Source organism: Promicromonospora sp. Marseille-Q5078, from assembly GCF_050315395.1.
Taxonomy (GTDB): Bacteria; Actinomycetota; Actinomycetes; order Actinomycetales; family Cellulomonadaceae; genus Isoptericola.
Window position 1 is genome coordinate 14,340 of the sequence record NZ_JBNPQG010000002.1, and the last position, 15,502, is coordinate 29,841.

General features: G+C 70.4%; 18 protein-coding genes. 3 read left to right on the plus strand and 15 right to left on the minus strand.

Going from position 1 to position 15,502, the window contains the following annotated elements; all coding sequences use genetic code 11:
- Both ACQFYA_RS20850 and ACQFYA_RS20855 read right to left on the minus strand, forming a co-directional pair.
- Positions 1-558 carry a hypothetical protein gene (locus ACQFYA_RS20850; RefSeq protein WP_499127725.1) on the minus strand — a complete coding sequence of 186 codons (558 nt, stop codon included), beginning with the start codon at positions 556-558 and terminating at the stop codon, positions 1-3.
- A gap of 89 nt (positions 559-647) precedes the next feature.
- A complete protein-coding gene (locus ACQFYA_RS20855) occupies positions 648-1,127 on the minus strand; it encodes a WhiB family transcriptional regulator (RefSeq protein WP_499127727.1) in 480 nt (159 codons plus the stop codon).
- A gap of 176 nt (positions 1,128-1,303) precedes the next feature.
- On the opposite strand from ACQFYA_RS20855, the gene ACQFYA_RS20860 reads away from it, so the two are divergent.
- A complete protein-coding gene (locus ACQFYA_RS20860; protein WP_499127728.1) occupies positions 1,304-1,744 on the plus strand; it encodes a hypothetical protein in 441 nt (146 codons plus the stop codon).
- A 95-nt stretch (positions 1,745-1,839) separates the two neighbouring features.
- Positions 1,840-2,889 carry a hypothetical protein gene (locus tag ACQFYA_RS20865; protein WP_499127730.1) on the plus strand — a complete coding sequence of 350 codons (1,050 nt, stop codon included), beginning with the start codon at positions 1,840-1,842 and terminating at the stop codon, positions 2,887-2,889.
- Positions 2,890-2,920: 31 nt separating this feature from the next.
- Here ACQFYA_RS20865 and ACQFYA_RS20870 read toward each other — a convergent pair whose 3' ends face one another.
- The 13 genes from ACQFYA_RS20870 to ACQFYA_RS20930 all read right to left on the minus strand — a co-directional run bounded on the left by ACQFYA_RS20870 (position 2,921) and on the right by ACQFYA_RS20930 (position 14,222).
- Positions 2,921-3,463 (minus strand): prepilin peptidase, encoded by a 543-nt coding sequence (locus ACQFYA_RS20870; protein WP_499127732.1) that lies wholly within the window; start codon positions 3,461-3,463, stop codon positions 2,921-2,923.
- Positions 3,464-3,564: 101 nt separating this feature from the next.
- Positions 3,565-3,870: a hypothetical protein gene (locus ACQFYA_RS20875; RefSeq protein WP_499127734.1), complete on the minus strand. Its 306-nt coding sequence runs from the start codon at positions 3,868-3,870 to the stop codon at positions 3,565-3,567.
- Positions 3,871-3,889: 19 nt separating this feature from the next.
- On the minus strand, positions 3,890-4,162 hold the full coding sequence (locus ACQFYA_RS20880) for a hypothetical protein (RefSeq protein ID WP_499127736.1): 273 nt from the start codon (positions 4,160-4,162) through the stop codon (positions 3,890-3,892).
- A complete protein-coding gene (locus ACQFYA_RS20885) occupies positions 4,159-5,067 on the minus strand; it encodes a hypothetical protein (RefSeq protein WP_499127737.1) in 909 nt (302 codons plus the stop codon). Before ACQFYA_RS20885 ends, ACQFYA_RS20880 begins: the two co-directional genes overlap by 4 nt.
- Positions 5,067-5,351, minus strand: coding sequence for a hypothetical protein (locus tag ACQFYA_RS20890; RefSeq protein ID WP_499127738.1), 285 nt, complete (start codon positions 5,349-5,351; stop codon positions 5,067-5,069). The genes ACQFYA_RS20885 and ACQFYA_RS20890 overlap by 1 nt, the downstream gene beginning before the upstream one ends.
- 95 nt (positions 5,352-5,446) lie before the next feature.
- Positions 5,447-6,082: a hypothetical protein gene (locus ACQFYA_RS20895; RefSeq protein ID WP_499127740.1), complete on the minus strand. Its 636-nt coding sequence runs from the start codon at positions 6,080-6,082 to the stop codon at positions 5,447-5,449.
- Positions 6,083-6,101: 19 nt separating this feature from the next.
- Complete coding sequence (locus ACQFYA_RS20900; RefSeq protein ID WP_499127742.1) at positions 6,102-7,184, minus strand: transglycosylase SLT domain-containing protein; 1,083 nt, start codon at positions 7,182-7,184, stop codon at positions 6,102-6,104.
- 36 nt (positions 7,185-7,220) lie between these two features.
- Positions 7,221-9,188 (minus strand): hypothetical protein, encoded by a 1,968-nt coding sequence (locus ACQFYA_RS20905; protein ID WP_499127743.1) that lies wholly within the window; start codon positions 9,186-9,188, stop codon positions 7,221-7,223.
- 134 nt (positions 9,189-9,322) lie between these two features.
- Complete coding sequence (locus tag ACQFYA_RS20910) at positions 9,323-11,890, minus strand: ATP-binding protein (RefSeq protein ID WP_499127744.1); 2,568 nt, start codon at positions 11,888-11,890, stop codon at positions 9,323-9,325.
- Positions 11,887-12,480 carry a hypothetical protein gene (locus tag ACQFYA_RS20915; protein WP_499127746.1) on the minus strand — a complete coding sequence of 198 codons (594 nt, stop codon included), beginning with the start codon at positions 12,478-12,480 and terminating at the stop codon, positions 11,887-11,889. The genes ACQFYA_RS20910 and ACQFYA_RS20915 overlap by 4 nt, the downstream gene beginning before the upstream one ends.
- Before the next feature lie 31 nt (positions 12,481-12,511).
- Positions 12,512-12,868: a hypothetical protein gene (locus ACQFYA_RS20920; protein ID WP_499127748.1), complete on the minus strand. Its 357-nt coding sequence runs from the start codon at positions 12,866-12,868 to the stop codon at positions 12,512-12,514.
- Positions 12,865-13,914, minus strand: a complete 1,050-nt coding sequence (locus ACQFYA_RS20925) for a conjugal transfer protein (RefSeq protein ID WP_499127750.1) — start codon at positions 13,912-13,914, stop codon at positions 12,865-12,867. Before ACQFYA_RS20925 ends, ACQFYA_RS20920 begins: the two co-directional genes overlap by 4 nt.
- Positions 13,911-14,222, minus strand: coding sequence for a hypothetical protein (locus ACQFYA_RS20930; protein ID WP_499127751.1), 312 nt, complete (start codon positions 14,220-14,222; stop codon positions 13,911-13,913). Before ACQFYA_RS20930 ends, ACQFYA_RS20925 begins: the two co-directional genes overlap by 4 nt.
- A 332-nt stretch (positions 14,223-14,554) precedes the next feature.
- Here ACQFYA_RS20930 and ACQFYA_RS20935 point away from each other — a divergent pair, with 332 nt between their 5' ends.
- Positions 14,555-15,466 carry a hypothetical protein gene (locus tag ACQFYA_RS20935; RefSeq protein ID WP_499127753.1) on the plus strand — a complete coding sequence of 304 codons (912 nt, stop codon included), beginning with the start codon at positions 14,555-14,557 and terminating at the stop codon, positions 15,464-15,466.
- Positions 15,467-15,502: the final 36 nt, after the last annotated feature.

The window sequence follows — 15,502 nt, forward strand, 5'->3', positions numbered from 1 at the left end:
TCAGGGCTGGCTGGAGGCGTAGTCGTCGGGGTCGAGGTCGACGGTCTTGAGCGTCTCCCACAGCGCGGTGTCGGCGGCCGCGGGCGGGCCTTCGGCGAGCACGGCGGTTCGGTGTGCGGCGATGGCGGTGACGAGCGTGTCGATGACGCGGCGGGCCTGGGGCTGGAAGTCGCCGGCCTTGCCGGCCCAGGCCAGGGGCTGGTCGCTGGGGGCGCCGCGGTCGATGCGGTCCCAGGACTGGCGGCACAGCTCGATGAACTTGGCGGCGCGCTTGCGCTGGGCCTCGGGGACCTCGCCGCGCTCGAGCGCGCCCTCGGTGGCCTGGATGAAGTTCTCGAGGGTGTCGTAGGTGCGGTCGGCGAGCTTGTCGTTGTGGCGCAGCGCGAGCCAGAGCTTGTCCCAGGCGGCGCGCCCGGTGTTGCTGGGGTCGCGCGGGACGAGGTGGGACTGGATGAGCAGGTCGAACTCGTCGTCGGGCAGCGCGCGCAGGTCCTTGACGGTGGGCTGCTCGGGGATGGGTGCGGGGTTTCGCACTCGGGTCCAGGGCTGATCGATCACGGCCACAGCGTAGGTCTCCTCGGGGGTGGTGGTCGGCACGGGACGGCCCGCGGTGGCGTCCTCTCGACCCCGCGCGGATGCGCTCGCGCTCAGGCCGCGGCGGCCGTGGCGCGAGCGCGGGCGCGGGCGCGCTCGGCGGTGCGCTCGGCGCTGTTTGCGGCGCGGCACTCGTGGCAGCGGCAGCCCTTGCGCCGGTAGTTGTTGGAGCTGCCCTCGCCCGGGGCATGCTTGGCGATCGACTTCTCGCGCTGGATCTTCTGCAGCCAGTCGGCGGTGTCGACGTCGTCGCGGCCGATGCTGCGCATCTGCTTGCGGTCCTCGGAGGTGGTGGCGGCCCAGTAGCCGTCTTCGTCGCCGGCCAGGGCCCACAGCAGGCAGTCCTGACGTCCGGGGCAGCGCTGGCACAGCGCGGTCATCTCGTCGGGGACGATGATCGTCTCGCGCTCGGGGACCCACTCGCCCTCGACGTCGGCGGTGGCGCAGCGGGCCGTCCCGATGGGGAACTGGCGGGCAAAAGACACGGCGGCCTCCCCCTCGATGGAGGGAAGTGCCGCCGTGTCAGGCTGCATGATCGCAGTAGTCGGGAGTGTAGCCGTCGTCGACGCGATGGTCATGGTTCTGGTCCTCTCGGGGCGGATGGTGAGTCCGACGTGGCGCTGGTGAGGCGCTACACCCACGATGCGGCGACTGCTCCGATTTGTCAACAGGAGGGATGATGTGGCGTGTCGATTCGTAGACTCGACACGTGAGCACCGGGGCGGGCGAGACGTACGACTACCAGCAGGTGGTCGAACGGATCGCGCAGACGCTGGGAGCGCGGCCTTCGAAGTCCACGCTTCGAGCTGCGACCGTCCGCCCCGCCAAGGCGACGGCGCACGGTGGCCGTCCTCGCATCACTGAGCGGATGCCCGCTCCCCTACCCGCGCGACCACAGGTCCGGCGGGCGTTCTCCGCGGAACAGGTCGAGGCTTGGCTCCGCGAGCACCCCTGGCTGCAGTACGACGCCGCTCTGCGCCGCGGCCGCGAGCGCCTCGAGGCGGGCGCGCCTACGGAGGATGTGGTGCAGGAGTTGTTGGCGGCGCGGGTGTCCTGGGAGGACGTCGCGGCGGTGCTGGGCGACGCGGGCGGGCCTCGGCTGACGAAGGAAGGTGTCCGGAGGAAGTTCCTCCACCTGCAGCGGCCGTAGTTCCCTGCCGGAGACGATGCGGGTGCGGCGGCCAAATCCCCCGCGGCGATCCCCTCGGCGAGACGACGCTGCGGGTCGAGTCGATGATGGGCCGGGTGGAGGAGACCGCGACCGAGTTCGCCAACGGCAGGGGCCGTGAGGACTACCCCCTTCTCAGTCCTCGCTACGCTCCGTCGTCGAGGATGCCGTGCGTCGATTTCAGCCCGTGGATCCGGGATCGGCTTGAGAACGACGACCCGGACGCGGTCATCGCGTACGTGCTCCAGATCGTCGCGGCGAACCCGGGCATCGGTATAGCCATCGAGATGTCGCCCGACTTGAGCACCGTCCTTGAGGCAGGCCTCATCCCGCGCGAGTCGCCCGACTGGGCGACGGAATGGATCGAGAGAGTCCGCCGCCTGTTGCGCGTGCAGTTCGACGACCTCGTCGGTCTCAGCAGGGAGGCTGCCCTCGATCTGAGGACGGCGCTGATCCAGCAGCTTCCGCATGAGTCGTACTCGAACACGCCTGTCCTTCATGGCGACGGCGGGCTGGCCGCTGTCATGGCGCCGTGGCCCGTGACGCCCCTGGACCCCGTAGGCGTGATGGTCTCGCTCAACGACCGCTTTGCGGCCACGACTGCGACCGTCCACCTGAGCGATCTCGCCGTGTTCCCGAGCATGCCCGCGGCTCTTGAGAGCTTGAAGGCACTCCCCCTGAACAGCAGGTCGCATCTGGACGTCATCGCAAGCCGCCCCGCCGCCCACGGGCCGGGGTTCGAACGCCACTACGGCAGCAGCTACTACATCCGCGAGCAGGGCTGCAACGACGCACAGAGCCTGGACGCCCTCCAGCAGGCCGGGTACGTCCGCACGAACGACGACGCCGCGCTGCGGACAGAGCTTCGCCTGAACGCACTGACCATGGTCGAGCTGCGCCGCCTCCTGAACCAGGCCGCGATCACGCACCCTCGCAGCGCGCGCAAGTCACGCCTGGTTGAACTGGCCACGCCACTCGTCGACACCCTGCCCGACGAGCACGGACCGGTCTACGAGCTCACGGCCCAGGGTCGCGACGTCGCCGACCATCTGGCGCAGCGAACGACCGAGACGTCGCGCATGTGGGGCGCCTGGCTCACCCATCGCTTCACCGGGCGACGGCGATGACGGGGGCGCTCGAAGGGGCCACGCGGAACACTCACACGACCCCTGAGGTCACGGCCGCGAGCGCGGCGCCGGCGATGATCATCGGGCCGTAGGCGAGGTGATCGTCGCGTCGCCGCCCTCGCAGGAGCATGCCCGCTCCGACGAGGCCGCCCAGGAGGAAGGTGCCCGCGATGGCGGTCACGCCAGCGGACCAGCCCATCGGCCCGACCAGCAGGCCGGTGACGACCGCGAGCTTGACGTCGCCGCGGCCCATCGGCCCGAAGAGGGCGAGTAGGAGGAATGGCAGCCCGAACGCGGCCGCACCGACCGCGGCCTGCAACCAGACCTGCGGGCCCTCGACGATCCCTCCCCACAGCAGGGTCACGACCAGGCCCGCCGCCGTCGGGCCCAGGATGCGGTCAGGGATGCGGTGGACGTCGAGGTCGATCCATACGAGGGCGACGGCCGCGACGAGGTAGACGCCCACGCCCGCTGCGACCCAGGGCGCGGCCTGGCCCGCAGCGATCGCGCCGGCCGCGGCGCAGCCCGCGACCACCGCGATTCGTGCGCCGAGCCGCGCCTTCAGACGGGGCATGTCGGTTGTCCGACGGTACGTCGTGCGCGCGAGCCATAGGCAGAGCAGGACCCCGAGGCCCACCCCGAGCACCGCTCCGGCCAGCGTGGTCACGACGGTCGTCACCGCCCCTTGGTGGCGAGGCCGGGTTCCGGGATGAGCGCAGCGACGCCTGCCAGTGTCACGTCGACGCCGTCCAGGGCGGCCACGAGCCGGGTGCGCATCCCGCCCTCGGCGACCTCGACGTCGTACACGCTCTTGCTCCCGAGGAGCTTGACCGCCTGCACGGCGGCCAGGAGCTCGCGCCGGGCTCGCTCGATCGAGCCATGGGCCGCGGAGCGGGCAGCCTCGATGTCCAGCACCCGGTCATGCTCGGCGCTTCCCGCGTAGTCGTGGATGCCGTCGGCGTCGACATCGTGCCCGCACACGGTGCACACCCTGCGCGGCTCAGGCATCGTGGCCCCCCGGCCGCCGGTCCTCTCGGCGCGGCAGGTCACCAGTGGCCGCCATCGGGTCGACGTACACCGGCCCCGAGGAGTTGGGCTTGATCTCGTGGCCCCGCATCGCGGCCTCGTACTCGCTCCCGTCCGTGCGTCGGGGCAGATCCATGCCGGCGGCGAGGATCTCGGGCGCGAACCCCCAGTCCCCGCGGCGCAGCTCCTCGATGGGCTCCGTGTTCTCCCAGAGGTCGTCCTTGTTCGCCATGATCACGCTCCTCACTTCTCGTCCGTCACGTCGCGCAGCTGCACGACACGCTTTCGTCCGGTCGTTCCGTCCGGGCGCCGGAAGTTCGCCTCGTGGGTGCCGACTACCTCGAACTCCAGCCCTCGCGGCAGCAGGTGCTGGGTGTTGTCAGCCCCGTCCGACTTCCCGAGGTACGCGCCGCGGCGGGTCTCCATCTCGAACACCACCACCCGCCCCCGCTCGTCCGACACCTGCCCCGCGGTCTCGTGCAGCTGGTGGGTCGCCGCGGTGTACCGGTCGAACGACAGCCGCTGTCCGGCGCGGAAGTTGTTCGCGACGAACCCCGCGACGTTCTGCCGGTTGATGTACCAGGGCATCGCGACGTTCGCGTACACCACGTGCCCACGATCGTTGCGCCGCTCGTACGCCTGGATCGACCGGTCGATCCGCCGCACCCGCGCCTGATCGGCCTCCGACAGCTCGGCCAGGTCGCCGGTGTGCTCGGAGAGCTGATCGTTGATCGACCGCCACGCCTCCGCCCGCCCCACCAGGACCCGCTGCGTGCGCACCTGCACCTCCGGAAGACCAGCCAGCGTCGCCGTGCGGGCCTTCGAGCGCGCCTTGCGCTGCCTCGAGGACACCGGGACGCGCACGTCCTCCGTCGGCGGCAACCGCCGCTGCATCACCGGGTGGCCCAGCGCCGCGCTCGTCCCGCGCGGCATCAGGCGCTCGCGGTCCTTCTGCATGCGGTTGAGGCCGGGCATGGACTCGGTCATGCGGTCGAGGTCGCGTAGTCCTTCGCGGCCGGCGGTGCGTTCGGCGTGCTCGCTGGTGTCCATGACCTGGGCGGCCTTGGTGGCGACGGTGCCGGCGCCGCGGTCGGCGTCGACGACGTATCCATCGGGGCGTGCGGGGCCGTGGGAACTCGACTTCTTCGCCATCACCAACCACCTCGGGTCGCGGGGGTTCTCATGGTCTGATCGGGGTGGTCGCCGGGTATCAGGGCATGGGGCGCCGGGCGGGCGAGCAGCACCGCTGCAGCAGCGGCGGTGAGCGCCAGCCAGCCCAGCCCGCCGGCCCACGCGTGATGGTCGCGCGTGTGCATGGCGATGTGGGCCACGGTGGCCGGGGTCAGCAGGAGACCGGTCGTGGCGAGGAGCGCCGCGGCGAGCCTGATGGTCTCGCTTGTGGTCGGCCGGTATCGAGGTGCACGGATGCGGGTCACGCGGGCTGCCTTCCTAGGGTCTGGTTGCCTCTAGGAGCAGAAGGTGCGCCGCGACAGCTCGTTGTGACCGCGTGCCGCGAAGGAGTTCTTGCGCCTCAGCCGAAGTCCTGCGGGGACGTGGAGAGGTCCTGAGCCTCGTCGACCTGCATGTCGTCGACGAGCCAGGGCTGGTCCTCGGCTTCGCGGTACAGGTCGATGGTCATCACCACGATGCGGGGATCACCGGTGGGTCCGTCGTCGTTGGTGGGGGTCAGCTCGGCGATGCGGGCGCGGGTGGCGCGGTGGGGCGTGTCGTCGGGCAGGTCGGCCGCCATGGCGGTGTCGGCCTCGGTGACGGCGACCTTGTAGTGCGCCTTGTCGGCCACGAGCTGATTCCACCAGTCCCCGGGGTTGCCGGGCAGATCCTGGGTGTTGGCTTCGGCGAAGTGCTCGGTGAGGTGCCCTGCCGCACGGCGGTGGGCATCCACCGGGGAGTCGTCGACGGTGCCATCGAGCTGCCACCAGGTGCGGGTGACCGTGTCCGCGACCTCGTCCGCGCTCGGTGGTGCCTTCGGCGTGCTGGGGGTGCTCGGCGTCGCGTCGGGGTCCGGGTTGGAGTCCTGGCCGTTGCCTGAGGGCGCGCGGGTGGGCGCGAGCGCCGTGGGAGTGGCAGCGCCCTCGGGGTCGGCGTTGGCGCAGCCGGCCAGGAGCAGGGCGGCTGCCGTGAGCGCGACTACGAGCCGGGACTTCATGGCGTATCCTTTGTTCTACTCATCCACTCTTGGGCGATTCTGTACCAATAAATTCCCAATGCCAGGCCTCGGGTTTACGGCCGTCCGTGCGGGCCCAGGATGGATGTTGCCAGCCGAATGCGGGTCCGTGCTCGCGCAGCCACCGGTGCTTGGTGCTGCCTTCGGCCCCGATGTTCCCGATGTCGATGGCCAGGCCCCACCCGTGGTTGGAGTACCCGGGCTGGGCCGCGAGGTACCCCTTGGTTCGCTTCAGGGCGACCTGTGTGGCGTAGTCGCGGTAGGCGTCGGTGATCGCGAGGTTCTGCCCGAACTTCGCCTTGAACGCCTTGTTGAGGTCGGTCAGAGCCCGCTGGGCGTCGCATCGCAGGACCTGGCCGGGAGCGGCCCATGCGATCTGGCACAGGTTGGACCGGTCGAGCTTCCCGGAGCCGCCGATGGCCTCCCGGTAGGTGCCGTCGGCCGAGACGGCGGGGCCTCCGCCGCTGTCGTAGTTCTTGTCGTTGAGCGCTCGGGTGTACCGAGCGATGCCTGCCATGATCTTGTCCACGTACGAGCGGGTCTCAGTGATGGGCGGGATCCCACCGGCGCTCAGGACTCGCCCGGAGCCGGCGTTGTAGGCCGCGAGGGTGAGGCGCGTGGGGTCACCGTTGATGGTCCCCGCGTCGAGCTGGTCGGTGACCCACGCGTACAGGTGGCACATGTAGTCGGCCTGCGACCCGATCGCGTCGAGCGGCTCGTTCGCGTCGGCCAGCCCGTCGCCCGAGTAGTCCTTGCCGAACTCCTTCCACGTTGCGGGCATGAACTGGGCCATGCCGGTCGCGCCAACTGGGCTGACGGCGGCCGGGTTCCAGGCCGACTCAGCTTCGATCTGGGCGGCCAGCAGCGGTGCGCTCACCCCTTTGCACCGCTCGCCGGCCTGCACGACGGCGTCGCGGTAGGCCGCCGGGATGGCCTGCAGGTTCAGCGCGCCGGTACCGCCGCTCGCTTCGGCCTTGGGGCCACTGCCGACCACGGCGAACATGATCAGGCCCACGACCCCGACCGGCACGGCGACCAGCAGCAGGGCACCCGCAGCAACGGCGAAGAGCCACTTCTTGCTCATGGACGTGCCTCCTTTCGGGGTCTGCGCACGGCGGGGTCAGCCGTCCTGTCGCGGGGGCATGTGGGCGGCCTTGAGCCGGGCCCGCAGCTCGTGCACCGAGTCGGGGTCGATGCCGCTGGGGCGGTAGACCTCGACGTTCTCCTGGCCCTCAGCGGGGACCTGGCGCTGGTAGGTGACGCCGGTGGTCTGGTCGACCATGCCCTCCTTGTGCGGCCGCATCTGCGTCGCCATGATCCGGGCCCGCATCGCCTCCGCGCGTGCGGTCCGCACGCTGTCGACAGCCTTGGTGGTGCGTGCCACGGCCGTCTTGGCGGTCGCAGCCTTGGTGGTGGTGGCCGCTGCCGTCACTCCACGCGTCACGGTGCCGGCCTTGGCGGCCGCGGCTGCCGTGCCGGCGGTGCGGGCCAGCGTCCCTGCCTTACCTCCGGCCGCAACCACCTTCGCGCCGGTGACCGCGGCGCCGGTGCCACCAGAGGCGACGATGAGGCCACCGTGCGCTGCGACCTTGGTCGCCGTGCCCAGGCGGGAACGCAGCACCAGCGCCTTGGACGGCGCCTTGGCGATCTGCGCCGCCGCACCGCCGCCGGGTGGCTGGGTGAACGGGCCGCCGTTGCGCCAGGCCGGCCGCGGCGACGTCCCGGGCGGCAGCCCACGCTCGTTGCCGGCACCGATCTGGAGCGCAGGCTTGCCGCCGGGTTCGAGCGCGAGCGGCTGGCGAGCGGGGGCGGGCAGAGGGGTCGGAGCCGGCGTCGACTGCAGCGGCGTCGGCTCCGCCGGCGCCTTCGGCGCACGGTTGCGACGCCCGAACAGCCAGGCCTGGTAGGCCTTGTCGCCGATCTGGGCGGGCAGCTTGCTGGGGGTGTGGTTCGCACTGCTGGCCCCCAGCTGCGCGAGCCGGTCCCCGAGACGGTGCCACCCCTTCTTGATCTTGTGCCTGGCCAGGACGAGCGCGATCGCCCCGCACAGCAGCAGCAGGTTGAAGAGCCGGATGCGCAGGAGGAATGCCTGGTCGTCCGTCGCAGCGAAGAACGCTGTCTGCAGCCGCATCCAGCCCGCGACGAAGATGTACGTGATCGCGATCATGGACAGTGCGAACGCGGTGTTGCTGAACGAGCGCATCAAGGATGCTCGGGGGCCGCCGGGAACCATTCCGAGAATCAGCGACCAGACAAGCTTGATCGACTGCCATCCTGCGCCGAGTACCGACAGGATGAACACGATGATGACGACCAGCGAGAAGAGTCCGAAGGTCACCCAGACGGTCCACATCTCGAAGGCGTTCACCGCCTTCGGAATATCCGGGTGGTCCGAGTGCTCCTTGTATTCCTTGTCGCAGCGCCCGATCGTCTCGCGCACCTTGGTCGGGTCCTCGTTCTCCTTGAGGGCCTGGTCGTAGGTCTTCTCGCACCGGGTGCCGTCGATGACGTCCCCGTAGTTGATGATCTGGTGCGGAACACGGATGAACGTGTCGACGATCGTCGAGGTGTCGCCCTCGCTGACGACGTCGGAGTCGGAGTCGGTCACCTTCCCGTCGGTCGCGATCGCGGTCGCGATATCGCGGCCCGCGTCACGGCTCTGGTAGATCAGGCCGTCGTTCTTGTCGGCGATCAGGCCCACCGGGTTCGCGAGTACGCCGGCCGCGAGCGCCGCGATGACGCAGCCGATGATGAGCTCGACGATGCCGCTGGCGTAGCGGCCCTTGAGCAGCCACCAGCCGACGACGAAGGCGAGCAGGGTGATCATCAGGGGCGCCAGGCCGAATTCGGCGACGAGGGTCTGGGTGATCATGCTGAGCGACTTGAGCGGGGTCAGGAGCCAGTCGACCCAGGTGAGGTCGAGGATGAACGAGAGCATCCCGATCGCCGTGGACATGAAGTACCGGTAGGGCTCCCAGGCCAGCTGCATCAGCATGTTGAAGAACCAGTTGTCCGCGTTCCAGACCTGGCCGCCGTCGTACATGGCGAGTCCGAACGCGGTGGTGGGGATCCCGTGGGTGTCGGTCACGGAGAGGCCTGTGAGCGACTCCTCAGTGCCGGTGCCGGTGCCGGGCGCGATGTCGGCGGCGCTGGCGCTCCCGGCGGTGGCCAGGAGGGTCGCGGCGGTGATGGCGAGGGTGATGATGATCCGGCGCTTGGTGCTCATGCTGCGGCCCCCCGGGGTGTGGTCAGCACGGCCTTGGCACGCGAGGGGGTCACCGGCGGCAGGATCTTGGCGCGGCCGATGCGCCCCTGGAAGTCGCGCATCAGGTTCTCCCCGCGCCGCTCGGGCAGGACGCCGCCGTCGGCGCGGACCGGGGAGGTCTCGTTCGCGATGAGGTCGATGAGCTCCTCGTCGACGGGGGAGTTGGTCTCCATCCCCTGGAGCCAGCGCAGGCCTCGCGCGGCGAGGGTGCGGTCCCGGTGGCGCATGATGATGCGGAACGGGATGAGTCCGCGCAGCACCTCGTCGCCGAAGTCGGCCTCAGGGTCGTGGGAGCCGAGGATGAGGGCGGCCAGGTGCTTGCGCCCGTCGCGCACGAACTCGGTGAGGTGCTGCAGGCCCTCGGGCGAGCTGGTGACGGAGTGGGCCTCGTCGACGATGAACACACCGAGGCGGTCGGTGTCGTCGAAGCAGCGGTGCTTGGCGATGGCGGTGATTAGTGCGTAGACCGCGCGGCCGAGCTTCTTCTCCAGTCGCATCTGGCGGAAGCGCAGCGGGTTGTTCAGCTCCTCGGAGTCGGGCAGCTCGAGCTCTGCGGTGCGCACGACGATCGCGGGCGCGGTCAGGTCGAGGGCAGGCAGGTCGGGGTCGAAGATCGCGGCGCCGAAGTCCTTGCGGGCGAAGACGTTCATCTTGCGTCCGAGGTCCTTGGCGTCGGTGTGGGTGCACTCGTCGCTGATCAGGTGCGCGATGAGGGCGCCGAGGCTGGTGATCCCGTAGCGCTCGAGGTACCCCTTTTCCAGGACGTCGCTGAGGAGCACTCCCTCGTTGTCGGTGGAGTCGATGTTCAGCAGCGTGGTCAGGAAGGACTGCGCGTAGCGGGCGCCACGGGTGCCGAAGATGCGCAGCGGGTCGAGGCTGTGCTGGGCGGCCTCGGACACGTCGACGACGACCGATCCGGGGATCGGCTCGACGGCGGTGGCCCACTCGCCGACCTTCGTCCGGTCGACGGCGATGAGGGTCGCCCCGCGGTCGACGGCGTCGAAGCCGAGCTTCTTGAGGGTGACCGACTTTCCGGAGCCGAGCTCGCCTACGACGCCTACCGCCATGGCGACGTCCATGTCGGTGCCGGCGCCGGCGAGGTCGATCAGCACGGGGTGGGGGCGGCCACCGGAGATCTCGAGGGCCAGGAGGCTGCCTCGGTCGTCGCCGAGCTCGCTGGTCACGATCGGCATCGCGAAGGAGAGCTTGCCCGCGGTGGTGATCTGCGACAGCTGCCGTACCGGCTGGCTCGTCGGCGTGGCGGGCAGCATGGCGTGCCAGAGGTCTTCCTGGGCCACCGCGTCGGTGACGAACTTGAAGTGCGATCGTGCGAAGTGCTTGGTGAGCTCGCGGGCGGTGTCGATCGCTTCCTCGGGCGCAGGTGCGCCGATCGCGAAGATCGCGGTGTGCTCGACCTCGACCTCCATGTCGTCGGCGTCGATGATCGACTGCAGCTCGGCGAGCTCCTGGCCGGCCAGCGCGAGCTGGCTCATGCCGCCGGCGCGGTTGTCCTCGGAGCGCTGGTCCATCTGGTCGCTCAGGTTGGCGTTGGCGCGGCGGTTGCGGGCGGTGACCTCGGCACCGGTGCGCACGTGCATCCGCAGTGCCCAGTCGACGGCCATGCCCGTCTCGTCGATCCGGCCGAGCCACTCGCCGCCGGGGAACGCCGCCCCGCCGTTGGGCACGTCCGCCATCGCGAGCATCACCTGGTACGACGGCTGCTCGGTCATCAGGTTGGTGACCTTGAGGTAGCGGCGGCTGAGGATCTTGTGCGCGGGCAGTCGGGTGGGGTGGCTCTTGCCCGTTGTCTTGCCCCGCCTCTTGCCCGGCTGCTCGCGCTTGATCTCGTCGTCGGTCTGGCCGCAGGGGTCGAGGTGCACGTCGGGGATCGCCGTGCCCGCGGTCAGCATCTGTGTCATCGGGTCCTGGTCGTCGACCGGGACCGCCATGTCCAGGTGCAGGCCGCGCTGCTGGGCGTGAAGCTCCAGCCACACCATCTCGGCCACGCTCGCCGGGCGCGCCTTGAACTTGCCCGGCAGCGCCTTGCGGATGAGCTCGGCCTGCTCCAGCCGCGCCTCGATCTCGCGTCGCGACGGCCCGGTGCGCGGCATCGCCAGGGTGTCCTTGAGGTTCGCCTTGGCCGACCGGAGCGGCTCCGTCCAGGCCTTGGCTCCCTTGTTCGGCAGCGGCACCGCAAGCCAGTACGCGCGACGGCCGATGTCGATCTCCATCAGGAAGTCCAGGGTCTCGATGCACTCCTGGGCCCACTCGGGACGCTTCTCGAGGTCGACGCCCTGCACCATCCGCTCGACGACGGCAGTGGGGTCCGTCGACGCGCACACGCCCATGAGGAGCGCCTCGCCCCGCAGCGCCTGGAACAGCGCCGTGTGCAGGTTCCGCACCTCGACCTTGCTGTCCAGCGGGCGGTACCCGTACGCGAGCGGGTCGAGGCGCCACATCGCCCACACGGTCCCCGAGCGGGTCCAGGTGAGGTTGTGGGTCATGTCGGTCAGGTGGCTCCTCATGAGTCCTCCTCGGCGTTGTTCACGGCCAGCAGCCGGCCGACTGCGGTGAGCTGCACTTGCGCCCCTGCGGGCGCGGCGGTGCGGGGCGGTTGCGGGGCGGCCTGGGCCGCGACGGGTGTCGGGTCCACGGACGGTTGCTCGGCCGTGGCCGGCTGCACTCCCCGGTCGTCCTCGTCCTGCGTGCTCGTGGGGAGCGTGGCGACGGGCATCACGATGCGGTGCTGGACCTTGCGGGGCGGGGTGACCCGGAGCGGGCGGCCTCCGACGGTCCCGCCGGGCGTGCGCAGGTAGAGGGCGAGGAAGCCGGCGGCCCACGACAAGGGGTTGCGGCCGCCGCGCGGGAGCTTGCCCACGAGGATGACGACCCCGGCCACGACCCCGATGAAGACGGTGGCGTTGGTGACCCAGCCGAAGTGGGCCCACAGCGTCGCGGTCTTCCACATCACGAACAGTGCGATGGCAGCCGCGATGACCTGCCCGATCGTGTACGGGCCACCGGGGATTCGGGACCCGTCGTGCGCCCGTCCAATCAGGATCGGGATCCGACGGGCACGGGTGAACCAGCGCGCCGCTTCCGTTTCCTGAGCCATCACCACACCTCCTGTCCGTGGGGCCTGTGAGTCAGACCAGGTCCGGGTTGGGGGTGTCGATGGTCAGCACGACGGCGGGGCTCGCCGAGGTGGCGTTCACCTCGTTCGTGAAGCGGTCCTGCGCCCACTTGACGCCGCCGTTGATCGCGAAGAGCACGAGGGCGCCGACGACGACCGACACGATGACGGCGGCGACGGCGAACCGCGACTGTGCCGCCTTCATGACGATGAAGTAGAAGACGACGAGGATCGCCGCGTTCTTGAGCAGCGAGATGAAGCCGCTGATCAGGCTGTTCAGGGAATCGGTGAGCGTCGCGCCGCCGGCGGCCTGCACCTGGCCGGCGCCGAGCGCCTGGGTGACGACGTCCACAACGGTGAGGTCGATCATGAGGGGTCTCCTTCGGAGGTGGGCGTCCAGTCCGGACGCGTGGTGTTCGCGGTGGAGATGTCGGCGACCTCCCACCGCCCCGCGCGTGCCTCGAGGTCGAGGACGTACTGCGCAGAGGTCTTCTCGCCGTCGGGTCGCACGAGGGCGACGTCGACGAGCACGTCCAGCTGGTCACCGTCGGTCGGCGTGGAGCCGTTCTCGTGGGTGCCGCTGGTCTTGATGCCGTCGATCTCGACGCCGCTGTAGGGCGCGGGGTCGATCGGGGCGATGACGGCGCCCGGGCTCACGTAGCGCTCGATGTCGCCCTCGCCCGTCAGCTGGGCGGTGAGGAAGCCGGCGACGGACTCGTGCAGCTCGGTGTCCGCGGCGACGTCGCTGGTGAAGTCGTTCGGCGCGTCCGCCAGGAGGGGCGGTCCGGCGACCGGGGTCGGCAGGGCACCAGCTCGAGCACCGAGCCCGGCCTGGGTCGGGGCGACGAGGACAGGCACCTGGAAGTACCGGCGCACCCAGGTCGTCGTCGCCTCGGTGTCGTCGTCTGCATCGGAGGCGGCGGTCGTGGGCTCGTCGACGTCGGCGCCCACCACGACCGACCACGTCCCCTCGCCCGTGTCGGTCACCGAGGCAACGGCGACCGATCGCACGGGCAGCGCCTCGTCGGGCAGGGACGCGACCTCGGCCGGGTACTGCCGCTGCAGGGCGCCGGCGTTCTCTCGCGTGGCAGTGAGCCACGCGTCGACGAGGTCGCGCGCGGTCTCCCCGGCGGTCGTGGCCTCCCCGACGTCGACCTGCTCCACTGCGGCGGGCGCCGTGCTCGGCGGCGTCGCGGCGAACGCGACCACGCCGGCGAGCGCGAGGGGCCCGGCGACGACGGCGGCCCACAGCGCACCGGTGGCGGCACGGGAGGCCCACAGGGAGCCGCCCGTCCAGTTCATGGTCTCGGCTGACGTCGAGGCCGCGGCCTCGGTCGTTCGAGCCTGGTCGTCGGCCACCTCGTAGGGCGCCTGGTCCTCTTCGCGCTTCTCGCGCGAACGGGTCTTGAGCTTCACGCTGCGTCACCTCCTCGGTTCACGGCGCTGACGCGCTCGTCGAACGACGGCACCACCGACAGCACGGGCCGGGGCGAGCTCGGCTCGCGCAGTCGGCGCACCGCCCTGCGGACGGCCGGCGTCTCGGCCTGCTGGAGCGCCGCCTGCATCTGCTTGGTCGTGTCCTCGTCCAGCGGGCGCGCGGCGAGCTTGGCCACGGCCTCACGCACGGCATCCGCGGCGCGCTTGACCGTGGCCGTGTCGGCCAGGTCGCGGGCATCAGCCATGTCGTCGGCGACGTCGTGGTGCACGCGGTGGACAGGACTCATCGGGTTCTCCTCAGCTCTCGGACGCCTTCGAGAACAGAAGGTGCGGTCACAGAGGCCGCTGTTACCCGTCTTGCTCGGCTTTCTTCTCGCGCTCCTGCCCATCCCGCGTCATCGCAGGTCACAGGCCCTCACGCCTTGCCCAGCCCCACCGCTACGCCCTTGCCCGCAGGCGATTTCGGCCGCGTGCGGATCGGGCAAGAGATCCGGCAAGCCCCCGTCAGTTGAGTGGGGCTCGGCCGGACAAGGCGCATGGTGGCCCCACACCCGTAGTCAAATCGGAGCAGTCCTGCCTACGTTGCACGCACCAACCGCACGCACAGGGAGTCAGAGCGATGAGCAAGACGAGGAACCCGTTCCGGCAGCACGACGTTGCCCCCACCGGCTTCGCGTCGCCGCTGTACCGCCACCTCGCCCAGGAGTGGGTGCAGCTGCAGACATCCGCCAGCACGCGGTCGACGCTGCGCCGCTGGGCACGGACCGAACCTGCGCTCGCGGGCTTCGCGCGCCCCGGGGACATCGTCGACGCGATCGACTCTGCGCCGAATGCTCGCAAGAACGAGATCCTGCTCGCGCTCATCCGGCAGTTCCAAGGCGGCCAGCAGCTCGCCGGCCGCACGGTGCTGCAGGCGATGCTTCCGAAGCTGGCCCAGACAAGCGCTCACACCAACCCGGCCGACTGCACGTCGACCTCGGACACGTGGGCGGAGGATCGCCGCCACATCACGATCGGCGATTTCTGGGAGGTCATGACGACCTACCCGGTCGAGCGTCGGAAGAACAGCGTCGCGGCCAATCTCGCGTTCGACACCCTTCGGCGCGTCACCGGGGTTCGCGAGCAGCACTACAACGACGTGCCACTGGATCCGAGCGAGTTCGTCCGGGACTACCGGAGTTCCGGGGAGACCCACCGCCTGCATCCGTCCATCGACCCTCTTGACCTGGCGACGATCGACAAGGACCCGACCGAGGACATCACCGCTGAGGCCGACCTCATCGACGTGATGGCGTGGGGCGTCAAGGCCGAGGTGATCTCGCTCGAGGACGCACGTCTCCTCGCGGCGGTCTACCTGCCGGACGACCCGTCGGTAAGGCGACTGGGCTACCCCGAGGCCGTCGAGAAGTTCGGGTGCTCGATGGCGATGGCCCGCAAGCGGTGCCACAAGGCGATCCAGAAGCTCAAGGGGGCCATGGCCGCCACGCTCGAGCCGCACGCTGGCGCAGCGCTCGAAGCCCTCAGCGCCTAACAGACCCACCGTTCCTGCCAGACCCGCACAGGGGGC

Coding starts and splice junctions, on each gene's coding strand:
- ACQFYA_RS20855 (WP_499127727.1), bottom strand. CDS start 1,127: ATGCAGCCTGACACGGCGGCACTTCCCTCCATCGAGGGGGAGGCCGCC.
- ACQFYA_RS20900 (WP_499127742.1), bottom strand. CDS start 7,184: ATGAGCAAGAAGTGGCTCTTCGCCGTTGCTGCGGGTGCCCTGCTGCTG.
- ACQFYA_RS20910 (WP_499127744.1), bottom strand. CDS start 11,890: ATGAGGAGCCACCTGACCGACATGACCCACAACCTCACCTGGACCCGC.
- ACQFYA_RS20885 (WP_499127737.1), bottom strand. CDS start 5,067: ATGGCGAAGAAGTCGAGTTCCCACGGCCCCGCACGCCCCGATGGATAC.
- ACQFYA_RS20915 (WP_499127746.1), bottom strand. CDS start 12,480: ATGGCTCAGGAAACGGAAGCGGCGCGCTGGTTCACCCGTGCCCGTCGG.
- ACQFYA_RS20870 (WP_499127732.1), bottom strand. CDS start 3,463: ATGCCCCGTCTGAAGGCGCGGCTCGGCGCACGAATCGCGGTGGTCGCG.
- ACQFYA_RS20895 (WP_499127740.1), bottom strand. CDS start 6,082: ATGAAGTCCCGGCTCGTAGTCGCGCTCACGGCAGCCGCCCTGCTCCTG.
- ACQFYA_RS20920 (WP_499127748.1), bottom strand. CDS start 12,868: ATGATCGACCTCACCGTTGTGGACGTCGTCACCCAGGCGCTCGGCGCC.
- ACQFYA_RS20930 (WP_499127751.1), bottom strand. CDS start 14,222: ATGAGTCCTGTCCACCGCGTGCACCACGACGTCGCCGACGACATGGCT.
- ACQFYA_RS20935 (WP_499127753.1), top strand. CDS start 14,555: ATGAGCAAGACGAGGAACCCGTTCCGGCAGCACGACGTTGCCCCCACC.